Genomic DNA, 24,369 nt, shown 5'->3' with positions numbered 1-24,369 from the left:
GGGCTCATGCCTGCTCCTCCTCGAACGAGGCCTCGTAGCGTTCCAGCCACAGCTTCTGCTCGGCCAGCACGGGGTGCGGCTCCGAGTACACGTGGTCGAACATCGTGCCGATCGGCGGCGCCTCGAGAACCAGGGTGCGACGACGGATGTCGGCCGCGAAGTCGTCTGCCTCGACGCGCACCTCGTCGAAGTACGCGTCGCCCTCGCCCTTGGCCCGCAAGTACTTCTCGAAGCGCGTGATGGGGTCGCGGCTGACCCAGAGGTTGTGCACGTCTTCGTCGCGGTACTTCGTGGGGTCGTCGGACGAGGTGTGCGCGCCCACGCGGTAGGTGAGGGCCTCGATGAACTGCGGGCCCTTGCCCGAGCGGGCGTCATCCAGGTGCTTCGCGGTGACCGCATAGCTGGCGAGCACGTCGTTGCCGTCGATCTGCACGCTCGGGATGCCGAAACCGCGCGACCGCAGGTAGAGCGGGGTGCGCGACTGCACCCGCACGGGCACCGAGATGGCCCAGTGGTTGTTCTGCAGGAAGAAGACGTTGGGGGTCTGGCTCGAGGCCGAGAACACGAAGGCCTCGCTCACGTCGCCCTGGGAGGTGGCGCCGTCGCCGAAGTAGCAGAGCACCGCGGCATCCACCTCGGGGTCGCCCGTACCCACGACGCCGTCGCGCTGCATGCCCATGGCGTAGCCCGTGGCGTGCAGGGAGTGCGAGCCGATCACGAGGCAGTAGCCGTGGAAGTTGCCGTTGGTGGGGTCGGTCGGATCCCACCCGCCGTGGGTGTTGCCGCGCAGCAGCTCGACGATCGAGAGCACGTCGATACCACGCACGAGACCCACGGCGTGCTCGCGGTAGGACGGGAAGATGTGGTCCTGCGTGCGCGCCGCGAAGGCCGAACCCACCTGGGCCGCCTCCTGGCCGTGGCTCGGCACCCAGAGCGCCATCTCGCCCTGCCGCTGCAGGTTCGCGCCCTCGAGGTCGAAGCGGCGCACCACGGCCATGTGCCGGTAGAACGCGCGCAGGTCGTCGTCCGTCAGGCGCTCGAGGTACGGCGCGTACTCCTCCGCCGGCGCGCTCGTGACCAGCTCTCCCTCGGGGGTGAGGAACTGCACCGTGGGCGTGGACTCCGCGGGCATCGGATCCAAGGATGTGGACGGGGCCATCGGGCTACCTCCGAACGTCTTCTGAGATGCTGCGGAAGATCTCTTCCGAAGCGGCGAGGAGCTTCTCCACCGACTCCTCCTCGCCGATCGACAGGCGTACGCCGTCGGGCAGGTAGGCGCGGGCGATGATGCCGTGGGACTGGAAGATCTCGATCGCCTCAGCGGTGTGCCGGCCCGTGGGGAACCAGATGAAGTTGCCGTGCGGGCGCGGCACGTCGCTCCAGCCCTGGGCGACGAGCGCCTCGTACACGAGGTCGCGGCGGGCGGCGATGTCGTCGACGCGCGCCTTCAGCTCCTCGCCCCGGTCGAGCGAGGCGAGCGCGGCCACCTGGGCGTGATCGGTGAGGCTGAGCGGCACGATCGTGGTGCGGGCGGCGGCGAGGATGGCGGGGGAGCCGATGCCGTAGCCGATCCGCAGCCCCGCCAGTCCGTAGGCCTTGGAGAAGGTGCGGAGGATCACGAGGTTCGGGTAGCGGCGCACGAGTGCCCGGCCTGAGACGGCATCCGTGTCTGTGACGAACTCGGCGTAGGCCTCGTCGAGGATGACGAGCACATCGCCCGGCACCCGATCCATGAATCGCTCGAACTCGGCCGCGGTGACCACGGTGGAGGTGGGGTTGTTGGGGCTGCACACGAGCACCAGCCGGGTGCGATCGGTGATCGCCGCGGCCATCGCATCGAGGTCGTGACGGTGGTCGGGTGTGTTCGGCACGGGCACGGCCGTTGCGCCGGGCAGCACGGTCATCCACGGGTACACCTCGAACGAGCGCCAGGAGTACACGACTTCGTCGCCGTGACCTGCGGCGGCCATGGTGAACTGCATCAGCAGCGCCACCGAGCCCGCGGCCACGATCACCTCGTCGGGCTCCACGCCCCACTCCTCGGCCAGACGCGCGGTGATCTCTGGCGCGGCGGCGTTCGGATAGCGGTGCAACTGCCGGGTGGCGGCATCGACCACGTCGAGCACACCGGGCAGGGGCTCGAACGGGTTCTCGTTGCTCGACAGCTTGAAGCCGGTCGGAGCCGCCTTGCCCTGCTTGTAGGCGGGCAGCGCGAGGATCTCTGGCCTCAGCTTCACGGGCGGCGCCGCGGGCGCGCCCGAAGGGAGATCGATGCCGGAACTCATCCGGTCAGTCTAGTTCGGGCTCACATCACGTCAGCGGAATATGTTCAGCCCTCGTGAGCGGCGCGCCACTCGTCGGCGAGCATCGCGAACACCAGGGTGTCGGTCCACTCGCCTTTGAAGAACTCGTCCTCCCGGTGATGAGCCTCCTGGCGCATCCCCACTCGGCGAAGCAGAGCAGCGGATGCGCCGTTCCGCGCGTCGAGGCGGGCGATCACCCGGTGCAGTCCGAAGCGCCCGAAGGCCAACTCGAGCATCGCCTCGGCGGCCTCGGTGGCGTACCCCTGACCGCCCATGTCGGCGGCGATCGCGTAGCCCAGCTCGCCCGTGGCATCCGTATCGCTCTCGTACTTCAGCAGCATCTCGCCGATCACCCGCTGCTGGCCCTTCAGCTCGATGGCCAGAACGAGCCACTGGCCCGGCTCGAACACCACACCCTGGCGGGTTCGTGCGGCGAGCGCCTCCCGCGTCTGCTCGGGGGTGCGGACCGGCCAGGGGATGTAGCGCACCACCTCCGGGTCGGAGTGATAGCGGGTCAGGTCATCGAAGTCGTCGAGGCGGTGGGGGCGGAGGAGGAGCCGCGAGGTCTCGACGGGGTACTCGGGCGCCCAGGGCACGGTTTCAGCCATGCTCCGACCCTATGCGAGCACTGACCCGGTCTGGGATAGTGGGGGCATGCGCAGATTCCTCGTCTCCCTGGTCGCGAACGCGATCGCCCTCTGGCTCACGACCCTGATCGTGGCCGGTGTCAAGATCGATCCGCTGGGCGACGGGGGCACCTTCGCCACCATCGTCACCTACCTGATCGTGGCGCTCGTCTTCGGCATCGTGAACGGGCTCATCGGCACCATCATCCGCGTGGTCGCGTTCCCGCTCTACATCCTCACGCTCGGCATCATCTCGCTCTTCGTGAATGCGCTCCTGCTCTGGCTCGTCGCGGTGGTCACCGGCTGGTTCGGCTTCGGCCTCACCCTCGAGAGCTTCTGGTGGACGGTGCTCGGCGCGCTGGTGCTCGCCATCCTGAACGCCATCATCGGCGCGATCCTGCGCCCCCTCGCGGGCAACCGCAACCGCTGATCCGGGCTGCGGCAGATCACGGCCGGATGAGACACTAGGGGAATGGCGGAGCCCGGAGACCACGACGACGAGGCGTTCCGCATCTGCGTCGTGTGCACCGGCAACATCTGCCGTTCGCCCATGGCCGAGATCGTGCTGCGCGATCTGGTCGAGAAGGCAGGGCTCCGCGACCGTGTGGTCGTCACGTCGGCGGGCACGGGGGAGTGGCATGTGGGCGAGCACGCCGACCCCCGCACGGTCGAGGCACTCCGGGTGCAGGGGTTCGACGGCTCACAGCACCGCGCACGGCAATTCGATCCCGATTGGTTCGACGCGCTCGACCTCGTGGTCGCGCTCGACCGCAGCCACGAGCGAGTGCTCAAGTCGTGGGCCGGCACCGAGGAGAACCGGCAGAAGGTGCGCCTGCTGCTGAGCTTCGACGCCGACTACCCCGGCCGCTCCGATGTGCCCGACCCCTATTACTCTGACACGGCCATGTTCGACCAGGTGCTCGGCATGATCGAGCACTCCTCCCGGGCGCTGTTCCGGCAGCTCGAGCCGGCCTTCCGGCGCCCCCCGCATCCTGTTCTCTGACCACCTCCACCGAAAGCACTCATGCCTCCTCTGCCCCCTCAGCCCATCAGTCCCCTCGACGGCCGCTACCGCCCCGCCGTCTCGGCCCTCGGCGAATTCCTCTCCGAGGCGGGTCTCAACCGCGCCCGGGTGCACGTCGAGATCGACTGGCTGCTCTACCTCACCGACCACTCGATGTTCGGCTCCTCCCCGATCGACCCGGAGCTGTCGCGGCGCCTCCGTTCCGTCATCCAGGAATTCGGTCAAGACGACATCGACCAGATCGCATCGCTCGAGGCCACCACGAAGCACGATGTGAAGGCCGTCGAATACTATGTGCGCCGAAAGCTCGCCGACCTGGGCCTGAACGACATCGCCGAGCTCACCCACTTCGGCTGCACGAGCGAAGACATCAACAACCTGTCGTACGCCCTCACCATCCGCCAGGCGGTCACGGATGTCTGGATGCCCGCGTTCGAGGCCGTGATCGACGAGCTGCGTCGCCAGGCCGTTGAATACCGCGACGTCCCCATGCTCGCGCACACGCACGGCCAGCCGGCGACGCCCACCACCATGGGCAAAGAACTCGCGGTGGTCGTGTACCGCCTCGAGCGCGTGAAGGCCCAGATCGAGGGCACCGAGTACCTCGGCAAGTTCTCGGGTGCCACCGGAACCTTCGCCGCCGATCTCGTGGCCGACCCGGCCGCCGACTGGCAGGCCATCTCGCGCGGCTTCGTCACGTCGCTCGGCCTCGAGTGGAACCCGCTCACCACCCAGATCGAGTCGCACGACTGGCAGGCCGAGCTCTACGCCCGCATCAGCCACGCCAACCGCATCCTGCACAACCTGTGCACGGATGTCTGGACCTACATCTCGATGGGCTACTTCACGCAGATCCCCGTGGCGGGCGCCACCGGCTCATCGACCATGCCGCATAAGATCAACCCGATCCGCTTCGAGAACGCCGAGGCCAACCTCGAGCTCTCGAGCGCGCTGCTCGACTCGCTCGCCGCCACCCTCGTCACCTCGCGCCTGCAGCGCGATCTCACGGATTCGACCACCCAGCGCAACGTGGGCGTGGCCCTCGGGCACTCGCTGCTCGCGCTCGACAACATCCGGGGCGGTCTCGGGCAGATCTCGCTCAACACCGACGCGCTGGCCGCCGATCTCGACGCGAACTGGGAGGTACTCGGCGAGGCCATCCAGACGGTGGTGCGCGCCGAGGTCACGGCCGGCCGCTCGTCGATCGCCGACCCGTACGCCCTGCTGAAGGAGCTCACCCGCGGCCGTCGCATCGGCCAGGCCGACCTCATCGCGTTCGTCGAGGGGCTCGACATCGGGGCCGAGGCGAAGGCGCGACTCGTGGCGCTCACGCCTGCGGGCTATACCGGGCTGGCGTCGGAGCTGGTCGACCACATCCTGCCCACGGACGAGTAGCGCGCACGGGCGGTCGCCGGAGACCCGGCGCCGCGCATGTGCCGGGTCAGTGGCCGAGCGGCCGCTGCTCGTCGCCGGTGCCGTCGTGACCGTTGTCGTCGATCTCGTGCTGCTCGGCGTCGTTCGGCTTGATGGAGAGCGAGAACATCGCCATCACCACCAGCACCACGATGAAGGCCACGCCGAAGAAGATGGCGGCGAGGATCGGGTCGCGGGTGCTGAGAAGCACCGTCAGCCCGACGAACAGCGACAGGATGCCGGAGAGAACGAGCAGTTCGACCGGCTTCAGCCGGTCGCGCTTCGAGGGTTGGTTCACGATGCCTTTCCACTGCGTGGAGCCGGCGCAGCGCGGGAGGTGAGTGACTCCTGTGTCCCCCACCGGAGCGACAGCCCGGCGATGAGGAGGAACAGGCCCACGATGGCGCAGTACGCGCCGAACATGCCGACCACGAACACGGGGTCGGTCGGGAAGAAGATGAGAACCAGGGCGAACACCACAGTGAGGCCCCCCACCACGATCCAGTCGCGCGAGGCGGGGTTCTTGGTGGTGCGGAGCCCGGCGTAGAGCTCGAGGAACCCGGCGATGGCGGCGTTCATGGTGGCGCAGAAGAGCAGGAAGCCGAGCCCACCGGTGTTGAAGCCGAGCGCGAGCACTCCGAGCGCGACGCTCACGATGCCCTGCACGAGGAACAGGATGCGCACCGACCGCTCGGTGATCGTGCGCCACGACAGCACACCCACGATCACGCCCGTCACGATCGCGAACAGCCCATAGGAGAGCAGCCCGAGCTGCGCGGAGTGGTTCGACGAGAAGGTGACGATCAACGCCGTGATCACGAAGGGGATCGCCCGCGCGGTCGGCACACCCCAATAGGGCGACCGCACAGCGGTGCGGGGTGAGTCGCTCACTCCAGGGGCCTCGTTTCCGTGTCGAACTGCCTTTAGTTTATTGCGCTCCGGCTGAGTGCCTCGCGTGTGCCCCGGCGGACGGCCCGCTCAGCCCGGCATCCGGGGCATCCGTGGCCTTCCGCACGGGATGGGACGGCCACCAGAAGCGGTCGCCGGTGAGGAACACGAGGGCGGGTACCAGCACGGTGCGCACCACGAGGGTGTCGAGCAGCACGCCGATGCAGACGATCACCCCGATCTGGGTGAGCGCCACGACGGGCAGCACCCCGAGTACCGCGAACACGGCGGCGAGCAGGATGCCGGCGCTGGTGATCACGCCTCCCGTCGACGAGAGCGCGCGCACCATGCCCTCGCGCGTGCCGTGCACGACCGACTCCTCCCGCGCTCGGGTGGTGAGGAAGATGTTGTAGTCGACTCCCAGTGCCACCAGGAAGAGGAAGGCGAACAGGATCACGTTCGAGTCGAACGCGGGGAAGCCGAGCAGGTTCTGGAACAGCACGTTGGAGGCGCCGAGGCTCGCGAAGAAGGTGGCCAGAACGCTCGCGATGAGCAGCACCGGGGCCACGAGGCTCCGCAGCAGCAGAGCGAGGATCAGGAACACGATCGCGAGGATGAGCGGGATGATGAGGGCTTGATCGTCGGCGGCGGCCGTGTTGGTGTCGAGGGCGGTGGCGTCGTTTCCGCCCACGAGGGTGTCGGAGACCGGGGCCGCCGCGCCGGCGTAGGCCGCGCGGAGGGCCTCGATGGTGGCGAAGGCCTCTGCGCTCTCGGGTTCGGCGGAGAGGGTGGCGTCGAGACGTGTCAGGCCGCCTGAGCTCTCGCCGGACCGCACGGACTCGACCCCGTCGACGCCCTCGGCGACGCTGGTCGCATCGGCGACAGCGGCATCCGGGGTCAGCAGGATGGTCTGGCCCGTGAGGCCGGCCGAGAACGCGTCGTCGACGATCCGCTGAGCCTGCACCGACTCGGGGTTGCCGACCAGCTGGTCGGTCTGGGAGAGGCCCACCTTGTAGCCCGTGAGACCGAGAGCCAGGATGCCGATGCCGATCGTGGCGACGATGGCCACCGCGGCGGGGCGGCGGGAGACGGCGCGACCGAGCCGCATCCAGACCCCGGGCTTGGCGACGGCGTGGTGCACTCCGCCTTCGTCGAGGGCGGCCGGATGCACGCACGGCACGAATGGCCAGAACAGCCCGCGCCCGCACACCACGAGCGCCGCCGGCAGCACGAGCAGGGCGAACAGGATGGCGATCACCACGCCGATCGCGCAGGCGAAGCCGAGGGCGCGGTTGCCGGCGAGCTGGGCGAGCAGCAGGGTGAGCAGGCTGAGCGCCACCGTGCCGCCGCTCGCCGCGATGGCGGGTCCGGCGCTCGTCACGGCGGTGAGCATGGCGCGGTGCCGGTTCTGCTCACGGGTCAGTTCCTCGCGGTAGCGCGCCACGAGCAGAAGGGCGTAGTTCGTTCCCGCTCCGAACACGAGCACCGAGAGGATGCCGCCGATGGAGGCGTCGATGGTGATACCGAGGGGCTCGGCGAGGGCCGTCACCACGACGCGTGCCAGGCCGTCGGCGAGGCCCACGACGGCGAGCGGCACGATCCAGAGCACGGGGCTGCGGTAGGTGATGATGAGCAGCACGGCCACCACGATCACCGTCACGAGCAGCAGCCGGAAGTCGGCGCCGGCGAAGGCGTTCGTGATGTCGGCCTGGAAGCCGACGGGGCCGGTGAGCAGCGCCGTCAGGCCATCCGGGAGTCCGGCGGATGCGGCAGTACGGAGGTCGGTGGCCGCGCCGTCGATGTCGTTCTCGACAGTGGTGGCGTCGAGCGGCACGGCCACGAGGGCCGCGGTGCCGTCGTCGCTGAACTGCGGCACAACGGCCTGCGGGGCGATCGATCCCTCGGCGAGCGTGGCGGCGTTGGCCGTTATGGCGGTCTTGTCGGCCTCGGTGAGGGCATCGCCGCCGCGGTCGAACACCACGATGCCGACAGTGGTGTCGGCCGACGGGAACTCGCTGAGCAAGGCGGACACCTGGGCGGCCTCGCTCGAATCGGGCAGGCCTGAGGGTGGATACGCGTCGCTCGAGCCTTTGGGAAGAAGCGCGAAGAGCAGCACGATCGCGATGGCGGCGATGCCGAGGGCGATCCACGCGGTTCCACGTCCGCTGACGAATCGGGCGATCGATCGCACGGCACTCTCCTCACCATCTGGATTTAGCTAAGTAACTTAGCTACGTATGGGTTTAGCATGACAGTCATGAGTGAAGCGCGCAACTCGGATGAGGCCCCGTGGTCTCGCGAGGAATTGGCCGACTCCTCGTTGCCCCAGATCTCGGCGATCACCGACTCGCTGCGCGAGGTCGATGCGATCTCCCGGGCATTCGAGCGCCGTCTCGGCCGGGTGCTCACGGTCAATCCGACCGACCTGGCCGCCATGGAGTTCCTCATCCAGGAGGGATCGCTCACCCCGAGCGAACTGGCCGTGCGCCTGGGTGTCTCCACGGCCGCCTCCACCCTCGTGGTCGACCGCCTCGTGGCGCTCGGTCACGTGGAGCGCCACCCTCACGATCGCGACCGTCGCAAGATCGTCGTGGTGCCCTCGCGCGCCTCGGTCAACCGCGCGATCGACGAGCTGCTCCCGGTCATCCACGGCATCGCGGGCGTCGCCGAACGGATGCCGCCCTCCGAGCGCGCCGTGGTCGAACGCTTCCTCACCGACGTGATAGCCGTCTACCGCGCCGCGGTCGAGGCCCCCGAAGCCCCCTGACTCGGAGGGGTTCCCCTCCGAGCGGTCTGTGCCGCCGAAGCCCCCTGACCCGGGTCTTCATCGCCCTACCCCGTCATTCCCAGCCCGCGGACTCCAGCAAGCGTCGTCGCAACCGCGCCCGTTATGGCCCCCGGTCTGCGTCACATGTGCAGATCTCCGCAGTGCGCGGCGCGCGGCCCCCGGTCGCGGGCGCACCTCCGGCTAGGCCGGGGGCATGTCCGCGAAGCGGGAGAAGTGGCCGTGGAAGCCGACGGTGATGGTGGCGGTGGGGCCGTTACGGTGCTTGGCCACGATGAAGTCGGCCTCGCCCGCCCGCGGGTTGTCTTTCTCGTAGGCGCCCTCGCGGTGCAGCAGGATGACCATGTCGGCATCCTGCTCCAGGGAGCCCGACTCGCGGAGGTCGCTGATGGCGGGCTTCTTGTCGGAGCGCTGCTCCGGGCCACGGTTGAGCTGCGAGAGCGCGATGACCGGCACCTGCAGCTCCTTCGCCATGAGCTTCAGCGCACGCGAGAACTCCGACACCTCCTGCTGGCGGCTCTCGACCTTCTTGCCCGAGGTCATGAGCTGCAGGTAGTCGATGACCACGAGCTTCAGGCCCACCTTCTGCTTCAGCCGTCGGCACTTGGCGCGGATCTCCACCAAGGTCATGTTGGGGCTGTCGTCGATGTAGAGCGGTGAGTCGTTGATACGGCCGCGGGTCGAGGCCAGAGTCGTCCAGTCGCGGCCCTCGATGCGGCCCTTGCGCATGCTCTGCAGGGGCACGGATGCCTCGGCCGAGAGCAGTCGCATGGCGATCTCCGACCGGCCCATCTCGAGCGAGAAGAAGATCGACGGCATGTCGTGCTTGATCGACGCCGCGCGGCAGAAGTCGAGCGCGAGAGTCGACTTACCGAGGGCCGGCCGAGCGGCGACGATGATCATCTGACCCGGGTGGAAGCCGTTGGTGAGGTTGTCGAGGTCGGCGAAACCCGTGGGAACGCCGGTCATCTGGCCGTCTTTGCCCGCGGCCGCCTCGATCTCGTCGATGGCGGCTGAGACCGCGACGGTGAGCGGCACGTAGTCTTCGGCTTCGACCCCGCCGTTCACGGCGTAGATCTCGGCCTGCGCATTGTTGACGAGGTCGGTGACCTCACCCTCGCTCGCGTAGCCCATCTGCACGATGCGGGTACCGGCCTCGACGAGACGGCGGAGCACCGCCTTCTCGGAGACGATGGTGGCGTAGTAGCCCGCATTCGCCGCGGTGGGCACGAGGCCGGTGAGCGTGTGCAGGTACTCCGCACCGCCGGCCCGGTTGAGCTCGCCCGTCTTCGTGAGTTCGTCGGTGACCGCGATGACGTCGGTGGGCTCGCCGTGCGAGTAGAGGTTGAGGATGGCCTCGAAGATGACTTCGTGCTTCGGGATGTAGAAGTCGACGGAGCGCATGACCTCGACCACATCGGCCACGGCGTCTTTGCTCAGCAGCATGCCGCCGAGAGCGCTCTGCTCGGCCAGCAGATCGTGCGGAGGGGTGCGGTCTCCGGCCCGGGGCTGGCCCTGGCGCGGCTCATCGCGCTGCTCTCCTGCGAGGCCGAGATGGGCGATCGACACGTGTTCTCCTTAGGTGGTGGACCCAGCAAAGCGGCAACGTCCGACACTCACAAATCATCTTGTGGATAAAGCTGTGGAGGATGTGGGCGAAACGCCGGAAGCTATGTGGGCAATCTGTGGAGTGGCTTGGGGATAACTTCTGTGCAAATCGATGTAAAGAGCCTTTGACCAGGACTTTTAGGTTTCCACACACTGTGAGTGGAGACATCCTTCGACCACTGCTTGAAGCTTCTATTTCCCCACTTCACCTGTGTACAGATATGGGGAAATCTCGGCACCAAAAAGGGGTGTCAGGAGCCCGAAAGCCCTTGACACCCCTTGTCGGAGTGACTATTTAGCCGCAACCACCTGAAGGGTGATGGTGGCCGAGATGTCGTCACGAAGGCGCACGGTGGCCTCGTGGGTGCCCGTCAGCTTGATGGCGTTGGGGATCTCGATCTTGCGCTTGTCGAGCGAGCCGATGCCGGCCGCGGCCACCGCGTCAGCGATGTCGGCGGTCTTCACGGAGCCGAACAGGCGTCCGCCCTGGCCCGCCTTGACCGTGAGCTTCACGGTGGCGTTCTCGAGCGTCTGCTTGAGGTGCTGGGCCTCTTCGATGGTCGCGAGGGCGCGAGCGTCGCGGGCAGCCTTGATCTGCTCGACCTGCTTCTCGCCACCACGGCTCCACGTCACGGCAAAGCCCTTGGGGATGAGGTAGTTACGGGCGAAGCCGTTCTTGACCTCGACGACGTCGCCGGGGGTACCCAGACCGGTCACCTCGTGGGTGAGGATGATTTTCGACATGGTGCTACTCCTTAACGGCCAGAGCCGGCGTAGGGCAGAAGCGCCATTTCACGGGCGTTCTTGACGGCACGGGCGATGAGGCGCTGCTCCTGGACGGAGACTCCCGTGATACGGCGGGCGCGGATCTTTCCGCGCTCCGAGATGAACTTGCGAAGGGTCGCGACGTCTTTGTAGTCGATGACGCCGACGCGGATCGACTTCGCGGGTGCGGCGTTCTTCGCACCCTTGGCGCCGCGGAGCGGCTTGCGGCGGTCGCCGCTTGACTTTCCAGCCATGGTTTATGAGTCCTGTTCGTGAAAGAAGAGAAGTTTAGAAGGGAGTGTCGTCGGCGTAGCTGCCCGGAGTGTTCCAGACGTCGCCACCGGCACCACCGGAGGAGGAAGGCGCGGATGCGGCCCACGGCTCGTCGACGGCCGGCTGGCCGCCCCGGTTGCCACCGAACGAACCGCCGCCACCGCCCGCACCACCGGAGGTGGCACGGGTGACCTGAGCGGTCGCGTAGCGGAGCGAGGGACCGATCTCGTCGACCTCGAGCTCGATCGAGGTGCGCTTCTCGCCCTCTTTCGTCTCGTAGGAGCGCTGACGCAGACGACCGGTCGCGACGACACGGCTGCCCTTCGTGAGCGATCCGGCGACGTGCTCGGCGAATTCACGCCACACGCTCGCGCGGAGGAACAGCGCCTCGCCGTCTTTCCAGTCGTTCGACGCGCGGTCGAACGTGCGGGGGGTCGACGCGATCGTGAAGTTCGCGACCGCCAGCCCGTTCTGCGTGTAGCGCAGCTCGGGATCAGCGGTGAGGTTGCCCACCACGGTGATTACGGTTTCGCCGGCCATGACGGACTACTCGCCGGCCTCGGCCTTGGCAGCAGCAGGAGCTGCAGGCGCGGCAGCGGCGGGCTCGGCCTTGGCAGCCGGCTTCGACGCGGCGGCCTTGACGGCAGCGGCCGGAGCGGCAGCGGAGGCGGCACCTGCCGGAGCAGCAGCAGCCTTGGGGTTGGCGGCCTTGCGGGCGGCCTTCTCCTCGGCGAGCTTCGCAGCGGTGGCGACCTGGGCGATGGCCTCCTCGGCACGCAGCACCTTGGTGCGCATGACGGCTTCGGAGAGCTTCAGCTGACGGTCGAGCTCGACAGTGGCGTCGGAGTTCGCGGTGAGGCTCACCACGGCGTAGATGCCTTCGGTCTTCTTGTTGATCTCGTAAGCCAGGCGACGGCGACCCCAGATGTCGACCTTGTCCACGGTGCCACCATCGTTGCGGATGACGTTGAGGAACTTGTCGAGACTCGGGGCCACGGTGCGCTCATCGATCTCGGGATCGAGGATGACCATGAGTTCGTACTGATGCGTCACAAACCCACCTCCTTCGGACTAGAACGGCCACAGACGATCTGTGACAGGAGGGTTATGCATCTGTCCGCATCCGCGTAGAGAATTCCACTGGGTGCAGGACAACTTCCCTAGCGTACCAGAATGAGGGTGTGAACACCCGTGTCGCTCTCGTCTCGCTGCACACCTCGCCGCTCGAGCAGCCGGGGTCGGGCGATGCCGGCGGGATGAACGTGTATCTGGTCGGCCTCGCGGAGGCGCTGGCGGCATCCGGGGTGGAGGTGGAGTTGCTCACCCGGGCGGTGGGGGGCGAGCATCCGGATGCCCGCACCCCGGGCGGTGTTCCCGTCCGGGCCCTCCCGGCAGGGCCGGTGGGTGCCGTGCCGAAGGGCCGGCTCACCGACCTCGCGCCGGAGTTCGGGCGGGCGATGTCTCAGCTGCCCCGCTTCGACGTGGTGCACTCCCATTACTGGCTCTCCGGTCTGGCGGCACTGCCCGTCGCCGACGCGTGGGGGGCACCGCACGTTCTGAGCCTGCACACCCTCGGCGCCCTCAAGAACGCACGCCTCGCACCGGGCGACAGCGCCGAGCCCGCGGCGCGGATCGAGGGTGAACGGATGCTCGTGCGGGCGTCGGCGCTCACCGTGGCCGCCACGCAGGCGGAGCGCAACGCGATCGTGGAGGCGACGGATGCGGGCCTCGAGGCCGTGACCGTGGTGCCACCCGGCGTCGACACCTCCCTCTTCCATCCCGACGGTTCAGTCGTCACCCGTGCCCGGCCGTTCGTGCTGGTGCTCGCCCGCATCCAGCCGCTCAAGGGGATCGACCTGGCGATCACCGCGCTCGCGCGCATCCCGGCGGCAGAGCGGCCGATGCTCGTGGTGGCAGGCGGCGCGAGCCCGGGTCACGACGCGTACGCGGCCTCTCTGCACCGCCTGGCGACCGAGCTCCTGCGGCCCGGCGACCTGGAGTTCCTTCCCGCGCAGTCCCGGGAGGCGACCGCTGCGCTGCTGCGCGCAGCCTCTCTCCTTCTGGTTCCCTCGCACTCCGAGACCTTCGGCCTCGTAGCGCTCGAGGCCGCTGCGAGCGGCACGCCGGTGGTGGCCGGCCGGGCCGGGGGCCTGGCCGAGGCGGTGAGCGACGGGGTGAGCGGAGTGCTGATCGAGGGGCGTGACCCGGAGACCTGGGCGCGGGTCATCCGGAGCCTGCTGAGTGACCCGCACGGTCTCGCCACACTCTCGGCTTCGGCCGCCGCGTTCGGCGCCGCCCGATCCTGGGCCGCTGCGGCTGCCGATCTGCGCGGGCACTACGACCACCTGCTCGGCCGGTAGGGTTCCGCCATGGAGTCGATTGCTGTGTTCGGTACCGCTCCCGTCTTCGTGCACGCGCATCCCGACGACGAGTCGATCTCGACGGGGGGCACCATCGCCGCCCTGGTCGAGGCGGGGGCGGCCGTGACCATCGTCACCGGCACGCGCGGCGAGCGCGGCGAGGTCGTACCCGGCGAGTTGCATCACCTCGAGGGCACCGATGCGCTCGGGCCGCACCGCGTGCACGAGCTCGCGGCGGCGATGAGTGCCCTGGCTCCGGTCACCCACGCGTTCCTCGGCCCGCGGGTCTATGCCGATTCGGGAATGCAGTGGGGGGAGGCAGGTCTCGCCGAGGCCGCGGCGGATGCTCCGGCCGATGCCCTGAGCCTGGCTCCGCTCGACGAGGTGATCGGCGCCCTGCTCGCCGAACTGCCCGAGCATCCCACATCCGTCATCGGCTACGACGCGCTCGGCGGCTACGGACACCCCGATCACGTGCGGATGCACGAGGCCGGTCTCGAGGCGGCCCGGCGCAGGGGTCTGCCGTACTTCGCGATCGTGGAGCCCCGGGTCGGCGCCTCCGCCGCCGCGGACGGCGAGATCATCTCCGTGCACCTCAGCGCCCCCCAGTTCGCCGTCAAGCTCGCCGCGATGGCCGCCCACGCCACGCAGCTCACCGTGGCTCCCGCGGCAGACGGCACCGCCACCTTCACCCTCAGCGGGGGTCAGACACATCCGGTGGCCGTCGTCGAGAGCTATCGGCGCCTGCACTGAGCCGGCCCGCGATCGACCGATAGAATCGTTGAGTTTTGACAACGAATTGAAGAGAGCTAGGCCGCATGAGCATCAAGGTCGCCATCGCTGGAGTCGGCAACTGCGCGAACTCCCTCATCCAGGGCGTCACGTACTACAAGGATGCGGATGAGACCGAGGACGTGCCCGGCCTCATGCACGTGCGGTTCGGCCCGCACCACGTGGGCGATCTCGAGTTCGTGGCCGCCTTCGACGTCGACGCCGCCAAGGTGGGCGCCGACCTGGCCGACGCGATCTGGGCCAGCGAGAACAACACCCTGAAGTTCGCGGATGTCGCGCCCACCGGCGTCACGGTGCAGCGCGGCCCCACCCTCGACGGGCTCGGTGAGTACTACGTCGAGATGATCGACGAGTCGCCCGCGGAGCCCGTCGACGTGGTCGCCGCGCTCAAGGCGAGCGGTGCCGAGGTTCTCGTGGGCTACCTGCCTGTGGGCTCGGAGGAGGCTGTGCGCTTCTACGCGCAGGCCGCTCTCGACGCGGGCATCGCCTACGTGAACGCCATCCCGGTGTTCATCGCGTCCGACCCGGTATGGGCCGAGAAATTCCGTGCCGCGGGCCTGCCGATCGTCGGCGACGACATCAAGAGCCAGGTGGGGGCCACCATCACGCACCGGGTCCTGGCACGCTTGATGGAGAGCCGCGGGATCACGCTCGACCACACCTACCAGCTGAACGTGGGCGGCAACATGGACTTCAAGAACATGCTGGAGCGCAAGCGCCTCGACTCGAAGAAGATCTCGAAGACCCAGTCGGTGACGTCGAACATCGACGTCGACCTGGATGCGCGCGACGTGCACATCGGCCCGAGCGATCACGTGCCGTGGCTGAACGACCGCAAGTTCGCCTTCGTGCGCCTCGAGGGCCACGGATTCGGCGGCGCGCCCATGAGCATCGAGTACAAGCTCGAGGTGTGGGACTCGCCCAACTCGGCCGGCGTGATCATCGACGCCGTGCGCGCCGCGAAGATCGCCTTGGATGCCGGGCTCGGCGGCCCCGTGGAGTCGGCGAGCGCCTACTTCATGAAGTCGCCGCCCGTGCAGCTGCCCGACGACGTGGCCCGCGCCCACCTCGAAGAGTTCATCGCCGCCAACAGCCCCCGCTGACACGCCGCGCAACGCGATCGACGGACCTTCACGCCAACGACGGAGCGAAAGTCCGTCGTTGGCGCTATCCGAGCCGAGACTCCGTCGTCTCCGGAGGGGTGTCAGATGTGGCGGGTGGCCCACCACTCGCGGAGGCGGTCCGTGGCCTCCTCCTCGGGGAGCGGGCCTTCGTCGAGCCGCAACTCGAGCAGGAACGCGCGCGCCGCGCCCACCTCGCGTCCGGGCCCGATGCCGAGGATCTGCATGATCTGCTCACCGTCGAGATCGGGCCGCACCGAGTCGATCTCCTCCTGGGCGGCGAGCGTCGCGATGCGGTCTTCGAGATCGTCGTAGGCGAACGAGAGCTGATCGGCCTTGCGCCGGTTGCGCGTCGTGACATCGGCCCGGGTGAGGATGTGCAGGCGCTCCAGCTGCTCGCCGGCATCGCGCACGTAGCGCCGCACCGCCGAGTCGGTCCAGACACCCTCGGAGTAGCCGAAGAAGCGCAGGTGCAGCTCGATCAACCGTGACACCGCGGCGATGGTGTCGTTGTCGAACCGCAGCGCGCGCAGCCGCTTGCGGGCCAGCTTCGATCCCACCACGTCGTGGTGGTGGAACGACACCTGGCCGCCCGGCTCGTTGCGCTTCGTCGCCGGTTTGCCGATGTCGTGCAGCAGGGCCGCGAGTCGCAGGACGAGGTCGGGCGGGGTTCCCGGATGGCGCGACTTCTCGAGATCGATCGCCTGGTCGAGCACCGTGAGGCTGTGCTGGTAGACGTCCTTGTGGTGGTGGTGCTCATCGGATTCGAGCTGCAGCGCCGGGATCTCGGGGATGACCAGTTCGGCCAGGCCGCTCTCGACGAGCAGTTCGATGCCGAGCCGGGGCGCATCCGTCTTCAGCAGCTTCGAGAGTTCGTCGTTGACGCGCTCGATCGAGATGATGCCGATGGAGTCGCGCATCTCGGAGATGGCGATGGCGACATCGGCGGCCACCGTGAAACCGAGCTGGGCGCTGAAGCGGATGGCGCGGAGCATCCGGAGCGGATCGTCGCCGAACGACACCTCGGGGGTGCCGGGGGTGCGCAGCACGCCGGCGATGAGGTCGTCCATGCCGTGCGAGGGGTCGACGAGCACGAGTTCGGGCAGGCGCAATGCCATGGCGTTGACCGTGAAGTCGCGGCGGCCGAGGTCGCCTTCCAGGGTGTCGCCGAACTCCACAGCGGGCTTGCGGGTGGTGTGGTCGTACTGGTCGGAGCGGTAAGTGGTGATCTCCACGGTCTCGCCCTCGATCAGAGCGGCGATCGTGCCGAATGCCCGGCCCACGTCCCACTGGGTGCGGGAGATGGGAGTGACGATGGCCAGGATCTCGTCGGGTGAGGCATCCGTGGTGAAGTCGAGGTCGGTGATGGCCCGACCGAGGAACGCGTCGCGAACCGGGCCGCCGACGAGGGCGAGTTCGTGGCCGGCATCGGCGAATGCTCGCGCCAGCGTCGCCACCGGCTCTGAGGCGGCGAGCTGCGCCAGGAATTCCAAAGACCGCTGAACCGACTGCACCGCCTCATTTTAGCGGCGTCGCCCGGCTGGCCCCCGCGGTTCCCGGATCTCCCAGTCCGCTTCTCCTAGAATCGCAAGGTGGCTGCGCGCTCTCCCGAGTGCCGGCCCGCCACCGTATGAAATCCTCCGCGCGTCGATTGTCTCGAGTTGCGCCCGCGATCGCTGTAAGCGCGTTGATCGCCGGTGCACTCTTCGCGACCCCGGGCGCAGCCTTCGGCGCAGCGCCCGCGAGCAGTTCCGTCGACGTGGCCGCGGCGGATTCCGCCTCCGGTGGAGTCGCGATCGCCGTCTCCTCGGCAGACAACGGCACCGCGACCGCGGGTGCCGATCTCGTGCTGACCGTCGAGATCTCGAATCCCGGGTCTGATGCCCTGTCCGACGGCACCGTCGAGATCGCCCTCGGCCGCGACGCCCTCACCACCTCGACCGAGTTCGACGCGTGGATCGATGGGAGCTCAGCCGCCACGACCACGGTCGACACGGTCGCCACTGCCACCTCGCCCGCCGTGGGGCCGACCTCCTCGCACCTGCTGCAGATCACGGTTCCCGCCGCCCAGATCGATCCCTCCCTCTTCGACGACGGCTGGGGCGTGTACCCGCTCCGCGCGCAAGTCACCGCCGGAGGCACGACTGTGGCGAGCACGGCGAGCACGATCGTCTGGAGCGACGGGGCATCGACCGCTCCGGCCGCCACATCGGTCACGGTGATCGCACCCATCACGAGCGTGGCGAGTTCTACCGGACTCATCCAGTCCGCCGCCCTCGAGGCCTTCACGAGCGACACCGGAGTGCTCACCCGCGAACTGGATGCCGTGTTCGGGCGCCCGGTCACGATCGCGGTCGACCCCCGCATCATCGCGTCGATCCGGGCGCTCGGTTCCACTGCACCCGCCTCGGCGGTCGCCTGGCTCGAGCGCCTCGATGCGGCTCCGAACCCCATCATCCCGCTCACCTACGGCGATTCCGACATCTCGGGCGAGCGTCAGGCCGGCGCCGCGTCGGTGCTGCAGCCCACCTCCCTCGCCTACGCCCTCAAGGCGGCGAACTTCGTGAACGTGAGTCAGATCATCGAACCGGCCGGAGCGACGGATGCGGCGACCCCCACGCCCTCGCCCACTCCCGCCGGTGTCCCCACCCTCGAGCAGCTGCTCAGCTGGGACTACACGAGCACCGCGGTCGCCTGGCCCCGCTCGGGAGCGGCGAGCACGGCCGATCTGCCCTTCTTCGCCGCATCCGGACTCACCACCACCATCGTCGACTCCTCCCAGGTCACCGCCCCCGCGGCCACGGCCGGTGGCACGGCCGACCTCGACGCCACGGCGCTCGTGGGCGACCAGCGAGTGCTCGTGGCCGATCACGGGGTCTCCCAGGCCCTGCAGGACTCGGTGTCGGCCACCTCGGAGACCCGCAAGGGCGAGGCCCTCTCGCAGCTGGCCGGCTCGCTGGCGGTGGCCGCCGGTGCGGCGCAGAGCGACGACACGGCAGGTGCGGCGCCCTCGCAGACCCTCGCCGTACTCGACAGGAGCGCGATGAACCTGTCGAGCATCGACGACGCCCTGTCGGTCATCCAGTCGCGCTCCTGGTCGACCACCGGCACTCTCGACGACCTCCTCGCCACGACTCCCACGCAGACCGTGACGCTCACCGACGCCACCGAAGACGAGCAGCGAGTGGCCCAGATCCGCACGCTGCTGGGCTCTGAGCAGAGCGTCGATGCCTTCTCCTCCGTGCTCTCAGACCCCCAGGTGCTGACGGGCGAGCACCGTGCCGACCTGCTCGCGCTGCTGTCGAACAGCTGGGTGTCGAACGAGGGCGGGTGGAGTGTGGCCGCCCAGGCCTCGGTCACGGACGACCAGAAGGTGCTCGCGTCGGTGCAGATCGTCGAGGGATCGAACATCAATCTGCTGTCGAACCAGGCACCTCTCCCCGTCACCATCAGCAATGAGCTGCCCTATCCCGTGACCGTGATCGTGCACGTCACGCCCTCGAACGGCCGCCTGCTGATCGACACGAACGACGAACCGATCACCATCGAGGCGGGATCGCGCAAGGGTGCCCAGATCCCGGTGACCGCGGTGGCCAACGGATCGGTGACCCTCAGCTTCCAGTTGCTCAGCCCCTCCGGGGTGCTCGTCTCGACGCCTTCGCCCGTGATCGTGAACGTGAGCGCCGACTGGGAGACCTGGGGAACCGTGATCATCGCCCTCGTCATCGTCGTGGTGTTCGGTATCGGCGTGCTGCGGCTCATCCTGCGCAGGCGCAAGGCGCGCACCACGGCGGCGAGCGCGACCCAGGACGATACCGATACCGATACCGATACCCATACCCATACCGACGGTACGACGACGGATGAGAGCCCCCCTCAGTGACCAGCACCAGCATCGGTCGCGCCAGCGCCTTCCTCGCCTCGGGCACCATCGTCTCCCGGGTCATGGGCTTCGTGCGCGCCATCATCCTCGCGCAGACCATCGGTAGCGTCAGCAGTGCGAGCGCCGACGCGTTCGCCGTGGCGAACCAGCTGCCGAACAACATCTACGCCATCATCGCGGGCGGCACCCTGAGTGCCGTGCTCGTGCCGCAGATCGTGCGCGCCACCCTGCACTCCGACGGCGGCAAGGGCTACATCAACAAACTGCTCACCATCGCCATGGTGATCCTGGGCGGCAGCACCCTCGTGGCCACTCTTCTCGCGCCGGTGCTCGTGGCCATCTCGGCGCCGAGCTGGAGCGGTGAACAGCGCGCTCTCGGCATCGCCTTCGCCTATTGGTGCCTCCCGCAGATCTTCTTCTACGGCCTCTACACCGTGCTCGGCGAGGTGCTCAACGCGAAGGGCGTGTTCGGTCCGTTCACCTGGGCGCCGGTGGTCAACAACATCGTCTCGATCATCGGCCTCGTGATCTTCATGGTGATGTTCGGCGTCGACCCGAACGGCGAGCGGCTCGTCACCGACTGGAGCCCCGACAAGATCGCGCTCCTCGGCGGGTTCACCACGCTCGCCGTGGCCGCCCAGGCGATGATCCTCTTCGCCTTCTGGAGGCGAGCCGGCATCCGCTACCGCCCCGATTTCGCCTGGCGCGGCGTCGGACTCGGCGCGGCCGGCCGGCTGGCGGGGTGGACCTTCGGCATGCTCCTGGTCACCCAGGCCGCCGGCCTCGTGGAGACGATGGTGGCCTCGATCGCGTCGGGGAACGGCGCATCGACCGCGGCCATCCAGTACGCCTGGCTCATCTTCATCCTGCCGCACTCCCTCGTGACCGTGTCGATCGTCACGGCCTACTTCACCAAGATGAGCGGGCACGCCAACCGGGGCGAGATCACCGAGCTGAGGGGGGATGTCTCTGCGGCCATCCGCGTGACCGCGCTCTTCATGGTGCTCGGCATGGTCGTGCTCACGGTGGTGGCGTATCCCTTCTCCAGTCTCTTCACCGACACGGCGGCGCAATCGGCGGAGATGGGCAATGTGCTGATCGCGTTCCTCGTGGGCCTCATCCCGTTCAGTGTGCTGTTCGTGCTTCAGCGGGTGTTCTACTCCCTCAGCAACACGAAGACCCCGTTCTTCCTGCAGGTGCTGCAGGCTGTGATCTTCACCGCGCTCGCGCTCGGCTGTGCACTTCTGCCGGCCGAGTGGATCGCTGTCGGACTCGGTCTGGCGCTGTCGTTCGCCACGGGCATCCAGACCCTGGTGGCCGCTGTCCTCGTGCGTCGTCGACTGGGCGGCGTGGGAGGGCGCCGTGTGATCGTGAGCTTCGCGCGATACCTGGTGGCCGCCATCCCCACGGGCTTGGCCGGGTGGGGCGTGCTGATCGGCATCGGTTCTGTGTTCGGTGCGGATTTCGCCGTCACCGGCTTCGTCGGCCCACTCGTGTCGATGGCGATCATCGGCGTCGTGATGCTGGTGGTGTACCTGGGTGCTCTGTACCTCATCCGGTCACCGGAACTGAAGGATGCGCTCGCCCCTGTGCGTGCCCGTCTCGGCCGCTAGAATTCCGGGCCTGCACGGCGGCTGAGCGCCTCGCGGCACTGGAATACTCCGTGGTTAGGATGTGTTGTAACGGTCAGTGGGCGCACTGCTCGTGTGCCCGCGACCACCCTCAGGAGTAGAACGACATGCGCGAGATCATCATCATCGGATCGGGCCCTGCCGGCTTCACGGCGGCGATCTACGCCGCCCGTGCCGGCCTGAAGCCCCTTCTCCTCGCTTCGAGCGTCGAGGCCGGCGGCGAACTCATGAACACCACCGAGGTCGAGAACTTCCCCGGCTTCCCCGAGGGCATCCAGGGCCCGGAGCTCATGATCAAGCTGCAGGAGCAGGCCGAGAAGTTCGGCACCGAGGTCATCCTCGACGATGTCACCGCCGTGCACCTCTCCGGCGACGTGAAGTCGGTCGAAACCGGGTACAGCGGCACCTTCGAGGCCCGCTCAGTGATCTTCGCCACCGGATCCGCCTACCGCAAGCTCGGAATCCACGACGAGGAGCGGCTCTCGGGCCGCGGCGTCTCCTGGTGTGCGACCTGTGATGGCTTCTTCTTCAAGACCAAGACCATCGCCGTGGTCGGCGGTGGAGACTCCGCGATGGAGGAGGCCACGTTCCTCACCCGCTTCGCCGAGAAGGTGTACGTGGTGCACCGCAAAGACACCCTGCGTGCCTCGAAGATCATGCAGGAGCGGGCGTTCACGAACGAGAAGATCGAGTTCGTGTGGAACTCCGAGGTCGTCGGCATCGCGGGCGAGAACGCGGTCGAGGGTCTCAGCCTCCGCAACACGGTCGATGGCAGCGAGTCCGAGCTTCCTGTTCAAGGCCTCTTCGTGGCGATCGGCAACGACCCTCGCGTGCACCTGGTGCACGGCCAGCTCGAGCTCACCGCCGAAGGCACCATCGCCGTCGACGGCCGCTCATCGAAGACCAACCTCCCCGGCGTCTTCGCTGCGGGTGATGTCATCGACCCCCACTACCGGCAGGCCGTCACCGCGGCCGCATCCGGAACAGTGGCCGCGCTCGACGCCGAGCAGTTTCTTGCAGCACTAGACCAGGCCGCCGCCGAAGCAGCCGAGACCCTCGTCTCGGCCTCCTAGTCGCCGCTTGCTGAACGACTACCTCACGAAAGAAGGAATCATGTCCAACGCCAAGGCCGTCTCCGACGCCACCTTCCAGGCCGACGTGCTCGACTCCGAGAAGACCATCCTGGTCGACTTCTGGGCCGAGTGGTGCGGCCCCTGTCGCGCCGTCGCGCCCATCCTCGACCAGATCGCAGATGAGCACGGCGACAAGATCGAGATCGTCAAGCTGAATGTCGACGACAACCCGCAGACCGCCATGAAGTACCAGATCACCTCGATCCCGGCACTCAAGGTCTACAAGGGCGGCGAGGTCGTGAAGACCATCATCGGCGCCAAGCCGAAGGCGGCCCTCGAGGCCGACCTGGCGGCGTTCATCTGAGTCATCACCGGGTCGCCGCGCGTGACCCGAACCGGCCTTCCGGCCAGTTCTCCACAGGTGGCCCGCCGCATTCGTGCGTCGGGCCACTTTTGCATGTCATACGATGGAATTTCGGTCGACGTCGGGAAGTACCTCAGTGAGCAGTCAGAATCCCCTGCAGCAGTCAGGCAACAACCTTGACCCCTGGTACTCGAGCTACGCCGCCCGTACAGCAGGTCTCGCCGCATCCGAGGTGCGCGCTCTCTTCGCCGTGGCCTCGCGCCCCGAGGTCGTGTCGCTCGCCGGGGGCATGCCGGCGGTGTCGGCGCTCCCTCAGGAGCTGGTGATCGACTCGATGAACCGCGTCATGCGGGAACAGGGGTCTGTCGCCCTGCAGTACGGATCCGGTCAGGGCGTGCCCAAGCTGCGCGAGCAGATCCTCGACGTGATGGCCATGGAGGGCATCAAGGCGAGCGCCGACGACGTCGTGGTCACCACTGGATCGCAGCACGCACTCGAGCTGGTGTCGAAACTGTTCCTCGACCCTGGTGATGTCGTGCTGGCCGAAGGCCCCAGTTATGTCACGGCGATCGTCATCTTCCGCTCCTTCCAGGCCGAGACCCATCACGTGGCCATGGATGAGCACGGCATGGTGCCCGAGTCGCTGCGCGAGAACATCGCCCGATTGAAGGCGGATGGCCGGCGCATCAAGTTCCTCTACACGATCCCGTCGTTCCAGAACCCCGCCGGGGTGACCCTCACCTGGGAACGCCGCGTCGAGATCCTGCAGATCGCCCGGGACAACGGGATCCTGGTCCTGGAAGACAACCCGTACGGTCTGCTCCACTTCGACGCACCACCGCCACCCGCCCTCCGCTCGGTCGAAGATGAAGGTGTCATCTACCTCGGTACCTTCTCGAAGACGCTGGCTCCCGGCTTCCGAGTCGGCTGGGCGCTGGCACCGCACGCCATCCGTGAGAAGCTCATCCTCGCGAACGAAGCCGCGGTGCTTTCGCCCAGCTCGTTCAGCCAGCTCGTCGTCTCGGAGTATCTCGACACGATCGACTGGCGGGCTCAGGTCGACCGCTTCCGTGGCGTCTACCGGGAGCGAAAAGAGGCGATGATCGGGGCTTTAACCGAATATCTCCCTAACCTCTCCTGGACGGATCCGCAGGGCGGGTTCTATGTCTGGCTCACCCTTCCGCCGTATCTGAACTCGAAGCAGATGCTGCCACGTGCGGTCAAGGAACTTGTGGCATACACCCCCGGTACGGCCTTCTACGCCGACGGCAGTGGCGGCAACAACATCCGGCTCTCGTTCTGTTACCCGACGCCGGATGCGATCCGCACCGGCATCCGGCGCCTGCAGAATGTGATCAACGGCGAGATCGACCTCCTCGAGACCTTTGCGGCAACCGGTCCGCTGCACACCGTGCGCGACCGCAGCTATTCGGCACCCCCTCCCAACCTGGATTGAGTTC

23 protein-coding genes and 1 pseudogene are annotated in these 24,369 nt (G+C 67.9%); 12 read left to right on the top strand and 12 right to left on the bottom strand.

The window, feature by feature from the left end; genetic code table 11:
• Positions 1-4: 4 nt before the first annotated feature.
• Genes EPO52_RS09565 through EPO52_RS09555 form a run of 3 tightly spaced genes read right to left on the bottom strand, consistent with a single transcriptional unit; the run spans position 5 to position 2,911 of the window.
• Positions 5-1,132 carry a thiamine pyrophosphate-dependent dehydrogenase E1 component subunit alpha gene (locus tag EPO52_RS09565; RefSeq protein WP_290805249.1) on the bottom strand — a complete coding sequence of 376 codons (1,128 nt, stop codon included), beginning with the start codon at positions 1,130-1,132 and terminating at the stop codon, positions 5-7.
• Positions 1,133-1,163: 31 nt separating this feature from the next.
• Positions 1,164-2,285 (bottom strand): histidinol-phosphate transaminase, encoded by a 1,122-nt coding sequence (locus tag EPO52_RS09560; RefSeq protein ID WP_290805246.1) that lies wholly within the window; start codon positions 2,283-2,285, stop codon positions 1,164-1,166.
• A gap of 44 nt (positions 2,286-2,329) precedes the next feature.
• A complete protein-coding gene (locus EPO52_RS09555; RefSeq protein ID WP_290805243.1) occupies positions 2,330-2,911 on the bottom strand; it encodes a GNAT family protein in 582 nt (193 codons plus the stop codon).
• A 46-nt stretch (positions 2,912-2,957) separates the two neighbouring features.
• Here EPO52_RS09555 and EPO52_RS09550 point away from each other — a divergent pair, with 46 nt between their 5' ends.
• From EPO52_RS09550 to purB, 3 genes are read left to right on the top strand one after another with little or no spacing between them, the layout of a single operon-like run.
• The gene (locus tag EPO52_RS09550) at positions 2,958-3,359 is read left to right on the top strand and encodes a phage holin family protein (protein WP_290805240.1); all 402 of its coding nucleotides are present in this window, start codon (positions 2,958-2,960) and stop codon (positions 3,357-3,359) included.
• A 42-nt stretch (positions 3,360-3,401) separates the two neighbouring features.
• On the top strand, positions 3,402-3,932 hold the full coding sequence (locus EPO52_RS09545) for a low molecular weight protein-tyrosine-phosphatase (RefSeq protein WP_290805237.1): 531 nt from the start codon (positions 3,402-3,404) through the stop codon (positions 3,930-3,932).
• 21 nt (positions 3,933-3,953) lie between these two features.
• Positions 3,954-5,348: an adenylosuccinate lyase gene (gene purB, locus EPO52_RS09540; protein WP_290805235.1), complete on the top strand. Its 1,395-nt coding sequence runs from the start codon at positions 3,954-3,956 to the stop codon at positions 5,346-5,348.
• A 46-nt stretch (positions 5,349-5,394) separates the two neighbouring features.
• Here the strand turns inward: purB and EPO52_RS09535 are convergent, their stop codons facing one another.
• From EPO52_RS09535 to EPO52_RS09525, 3 genes are read right to left on the bottom strand one after another with little or no spacing between them, the layout of a single operon-like run.
• Positions 5,395-5,664 (bottom strand): hypothetical protein, encoded by a 270-nt coding sequence (locus tag EPO52_RS09535; protein WP_290805232.1) that lies wholly within the window; start codon positions 5,662-5,664, stop codon positions 5,395-5,397.
• On the bottom strand, positions 5,661-6,257 hold the full coding sequence (locus EPO52_RS09530) for a hypothetical protein (protein ID WP_290805229.1): 597 nt from the start codon (positions 6,255-6,257) through the stop codon (positions 5,661-5,663). Before EPO52_RS09530 ends, EPO52_RS09535 begins: the two co-directional genes overlap by 4 nt.
• A gap of 37 nt (positions 6,258-6,294) precedes the next feature.
• Positions 6,295-8,445, bottom strand: a complete 2,151-nt coding sequence (locus EPO52_RS09525) for an MMPL family transporter (protein ID WP_290805226.1) — start codon at positions 8,443-8,445, stop codon at positions 6,295-6,297.
• A 66-nt stretch (positions 8,446-8,511) separates the two neighbouring features.
• Between EPO52_RS09525 and EPO52_RS09520 the strand changes: the two genes are divergently transcribed.
• The gene (locus EPO52_RS09520) at positions 8,512-9,021 is read left to right on the top strand and encodes a MarR family transcriptional regulator (RefSeq protein ID WP_290805223.1); all 510 of its coding nucleotides are present in this window, start codon (positions 8,512-8,514) and stop codon (positions 9,019-9,021) included.
• A gap of 201 nt (positions 9,022-9,222) precedes the next feature.
• Here EPO52_RS09520 and dnaB read toward each other — a convergent pair whose 3' ends face one another.
• The 5 genes and pseudogenes from dnaB to rpsF form a co-directional block, all read right to left on the bottom strand.
• Positions 9,223-10,608 carry a replicative DNA helicase gene (gene dnaB / locus EPO52_RS09515; RefSeq protein WP_290805221.1) on the bottom strand — a complete coding sequence of 462 codons (1,386 nt, stop codon included), beginning with the start codon at positions 10,606-10,608 and terminating at the stop codon, positions 9,223-9,225.
• A gap of 330 nt (positions 10,609-10,938) precedes the next feature.
• Positions 10,939-11,391 (bottom strand): 50S ribosomal protein L9, encoded by a 453-nt coding sequence (rplI, locus tag EPO52_RS09510; protein WP_290805218.1) that lies wholly within the window; start codon positions 11,389-11,391, stop codon positions 10,939-10,941.
• An 11-nt stretch (positions 11,392-11,402) separates the two neighbouring features.
• On the bottom strand, positions 11,403-11,666 hold the full coding sequence (gene rpsR, locus EPO52_RS09505) for a 30S ribosomal protein S18 (protein WP_022895757.1): 264 nt from the start codon (positions 11,664-11,666) through the stop codon (positions 11,403-11,405).
• 34 nt (positions 11,667-11,700) lie between these two features.
• Positions 11,701-12,225 carry a single-stranded DNA-binding protein gene (locus tag EPO52_RS09500; protein WP_290805201.1) on the bottom strand — a complete coding sequence of 175 codons (525 nt, stop codon included), beginning with the start codon at positions 12,223-12,225 and terminating at the stop codon, positions 11,701-11,703.
• 162 nt (positions 12,226-12,387) lie between these two features.
• Positions 12,388-12,738, bottom strand: a pseudogene (gene rpsF / locus EPO52_RS09495) (30S ribosomal protein S6); the annotation flags it as partial.
• 128 nt (positions 12,739-12,866) lie between these two features.
• Here rpsF and EPO52_RS09490 point away from each other — a divergent pair.
• The 3 genes from EPO52_RS09490 (at position 12,867) to EPO52_RS09480 (ending at position 15,940) form a co-directional block, all read left to right on the top strand.
• Positions 12,867-14,045, top strand: a complete 1,179-nt coding sequence (locus EPO52_RS09490; RefSeq protein ID WP_290805196.1) for a glycosyltransferase — start codon at positions 12,867-12,869, stop codon at positions 14,043-14,045.
• Positions 14,046-14,054: 9 nt separating this feature from the next.
• The gene (locus EPO52_RS09485; protein ID WP_290805193.1) at positions 14,055-14,798 is read left to right on the top strand and encodes a PIG-L family deacetylase; all 744 of its coding nucleotides are present in this window, start codon (positions 14,055-14,057) and stop codon (positions 14,796-14,798) included.
• A gap of 65 nt (positions 14,799-14,863) precedes the next feature.
• Positions 14,864-15,940, top strand: coding sequence for an inositol-3-phosphate synthase (locus EPO52_RS09480; RefSeq protein ID WP_290805190.1), 1,077 nt, complete (start codon positions 14,864-14,866; stop codon positions 15,938-15,940).
• 101 nt (positions 15,941-16,041) lie between these two features.
• Here the strand turns inward: EPO52_RS09480 and EPO52_RS09475 are convergent, their stop codons facing one another.
• The gene (locus EPO52_RS09475; RefSeq protein ID WP_290805188.1) at positions 16,042-17,472 is read right to left on the bottom strand and encodes a CCA tRNA nucleotidyltransferase; all 1,431 of its coding nucleotides are present in this window, start codon (positions 17,470-17,472) and stop codon (positions 16,042-16,044) included.
• Between EPO52_RS09475 and EPO52_RS09470 the strand changes: the two genes are divergently transcribed.
• From EPO52_RS09470 to EPO52_RS09450, 5 genes are all read left to right on the top strand, one after another.
• Positions 17,394-19,841, top strand: coding sequence for a DUF6049 family protein (locus EPO52_RS09470; protein WP_363339861.1), 2,448 nt, complete (start codon positions 17,394-17,396; stop codon positions 19,839-19,841). The two genes, EPO52_RS09475 and EPO52_RS09470, sit on opposite strands and share 79 nt — an antisense overlap.
• Entirely contained in the window at positions 19,838-21,454 is a 1,617-nt protein-coding gene (gene murJ / locus EPO52_RS09465; protein WP_290805183.1) for a murein biosynthesis integral membrane protein MurJ, read from the top strand. The genes EPO52_RS09470 and murJ overlap by 4 nt, the downstream gene beginning before the upstream one ends.
• A 125-nt stretch (positions 21,455-21,579) precedes the next feature.
• A complete protein-coding gene (gene trxB, locus EPO52_RS09460) occupies positions 21,580-22,545 on the top strand; it encodes a thioredoxin-disulfide reductase (protein WP_290805180.1) in 966 nt (321 codons plus the stop codon).
• Between the two features lie 40 nt (positions 22,546-22,585).
• Positions 22,586-22,909, top strand: a complete 324-nt coding sequence (gene trxA, locus EPO52_RS09455) for a thioredoxin (protein WP_290805177.1) — start codon at positions 22,586-22,588, stop codon at positions 22,907-22,909.
• A 103-nt stretch (positions 22,910-23,012) separates the two neighbouring features.
• Positions 23,013-24,365 carry a PLP-dependent aminotransferase family protein gene (locus tag EPO52_RS09450; protein ID WP_290805174.1) on the top strand — a complete coding sequence of 451 codons (1,353 nt, stop codon included), beginning with the start codon at positions 23,013-23,015 and terminating at the stop codon, positions 24,363-24,365.
• Positions 24,366-24,369: the final 4 nt, after the last annotated feature.

The sequence above is a fragment of the Herbiconiux sp. genome (assembly GCF_004297105.1).
Lineage (GTDB): Bacteria > Actinomycetota > Actinomycetes > Actinomycetales > Microbacteriaceae > Herbiconiux.
This window is presented reverse-complemented; position numbering and strand designations above follow the sequence as displayed.

Bases quoted from the DNA above. Each gene is read 5' to 3' on its own strand.
- rplI (WP_290805218.1), bottom strand. From the start codon at position 11,391: ATGTCGAAAATCATCCTCACCCACGAGGTGACCGGTCTGGGTACCCCC.
- EPO52_RS09480 (WP_290805190.1), top strand. From the start codon at position 14,864: ATGAGCATCAAGGTCGCCATCGCTGGAGTCGGCAACTGCGCGAACTCC.
- EPO52_RS09500 (WP_290805201.1), bottom strand. From the start codon at position 12,225: ATGGCCGGCGAAACCGTAATCACCGTGGTGGGCAACCTCACCGCTGAT.
- EPO52_RS09485 (WP_290805193.1), top strand. From the start codon at position 14,055: ATGGAGTCGATTGCTGTGTTCGGTACCGCTCCCGTCTTCGTGCACGCG.
- EPO52_RS09520 (WP_290805223.1), top strand. From the start codon at position 8,512: ATGAGTGAAGCGCGCAACTCGGATGAGGCCCCGTGGTCTCGCGAGGAA.
- purB (WP_290805235.1), top strand. From the start codon at position 3,954: ATGCCTCCTCTGCCCCCTCAGCCCATCAGTCCCCTCGACGGCCGCTAC.
- EPO52_RS09545 (WP_290805237.1), top strand. From the start codon at position 3,402: ATGGCGGAGCCCGGAGACCACGACGACGAGGCGTTCCGCATCTGCGTC.
- trxB (WP_290805180.1), top strand. From the start codon at position 21,580: ATGCGCGAGATCATCATCATCGGATCGGGCCCTGCCGGCTTCACGGCG.
- EPO52_RS09565 (WP_290805249.1), bottom strand. From the start codon at position 1,132: ATGCCCGCGGAGTCCACGCCCACGGTGCAGTTCCTCACCCCCGAGGGA.
- rpsR (WP_022895757.1), bottom strand. From the start codon at position 11,666: ATGGCTGGAAAGTCAAGCGGCGACCGCCGCAAGCCGCTCCGCGGCGCC.
- trxA (WP_290805177.1), top strand. From the start codon at position 22,586: ATGTCCAACGCCAAGGCCGTCTCCGACGCCACCTTCCAGGCCGACGTG.
- EPO52_RS09470 (WP_363339861.1), top strand. From the start codon at position 17,394: ATGCTCGCGCCAGCGTCGCCACCGGCTCTGAGGCGGCGAGCTGCGCCA.
- EPO52_RS09450 (WP_290805174.1), top strand. From the start codon at position 23,013: ATGGAATTTCGGTCGACGTCGGGAAGTACCTCAGTGAGCAGTCAGAAT.
- EPO52_RS09555 (WP_290805243.1), bottom strand. From the start codon at position 2,911: ATGGCTGAAACCGTGCCCTGGGCGCCCGAGTACCCCGTCGAGACCTCG.
- EPO52_RS09560 (WP_290805246.1), bottom strand. From the start codon at position 2,285: ATGAGTTCCGGCATCGATCTCCCTTCGGGCGCGCCCGCGGCGCCGCCC.
- EPO52_RS09550 (WP_290805240.1), top strand. From the start codon at position 2,958: ATGCGCAGATTCCTCGTCTCCCTGGTCGCGAACGCGATCGCCCTCTGG.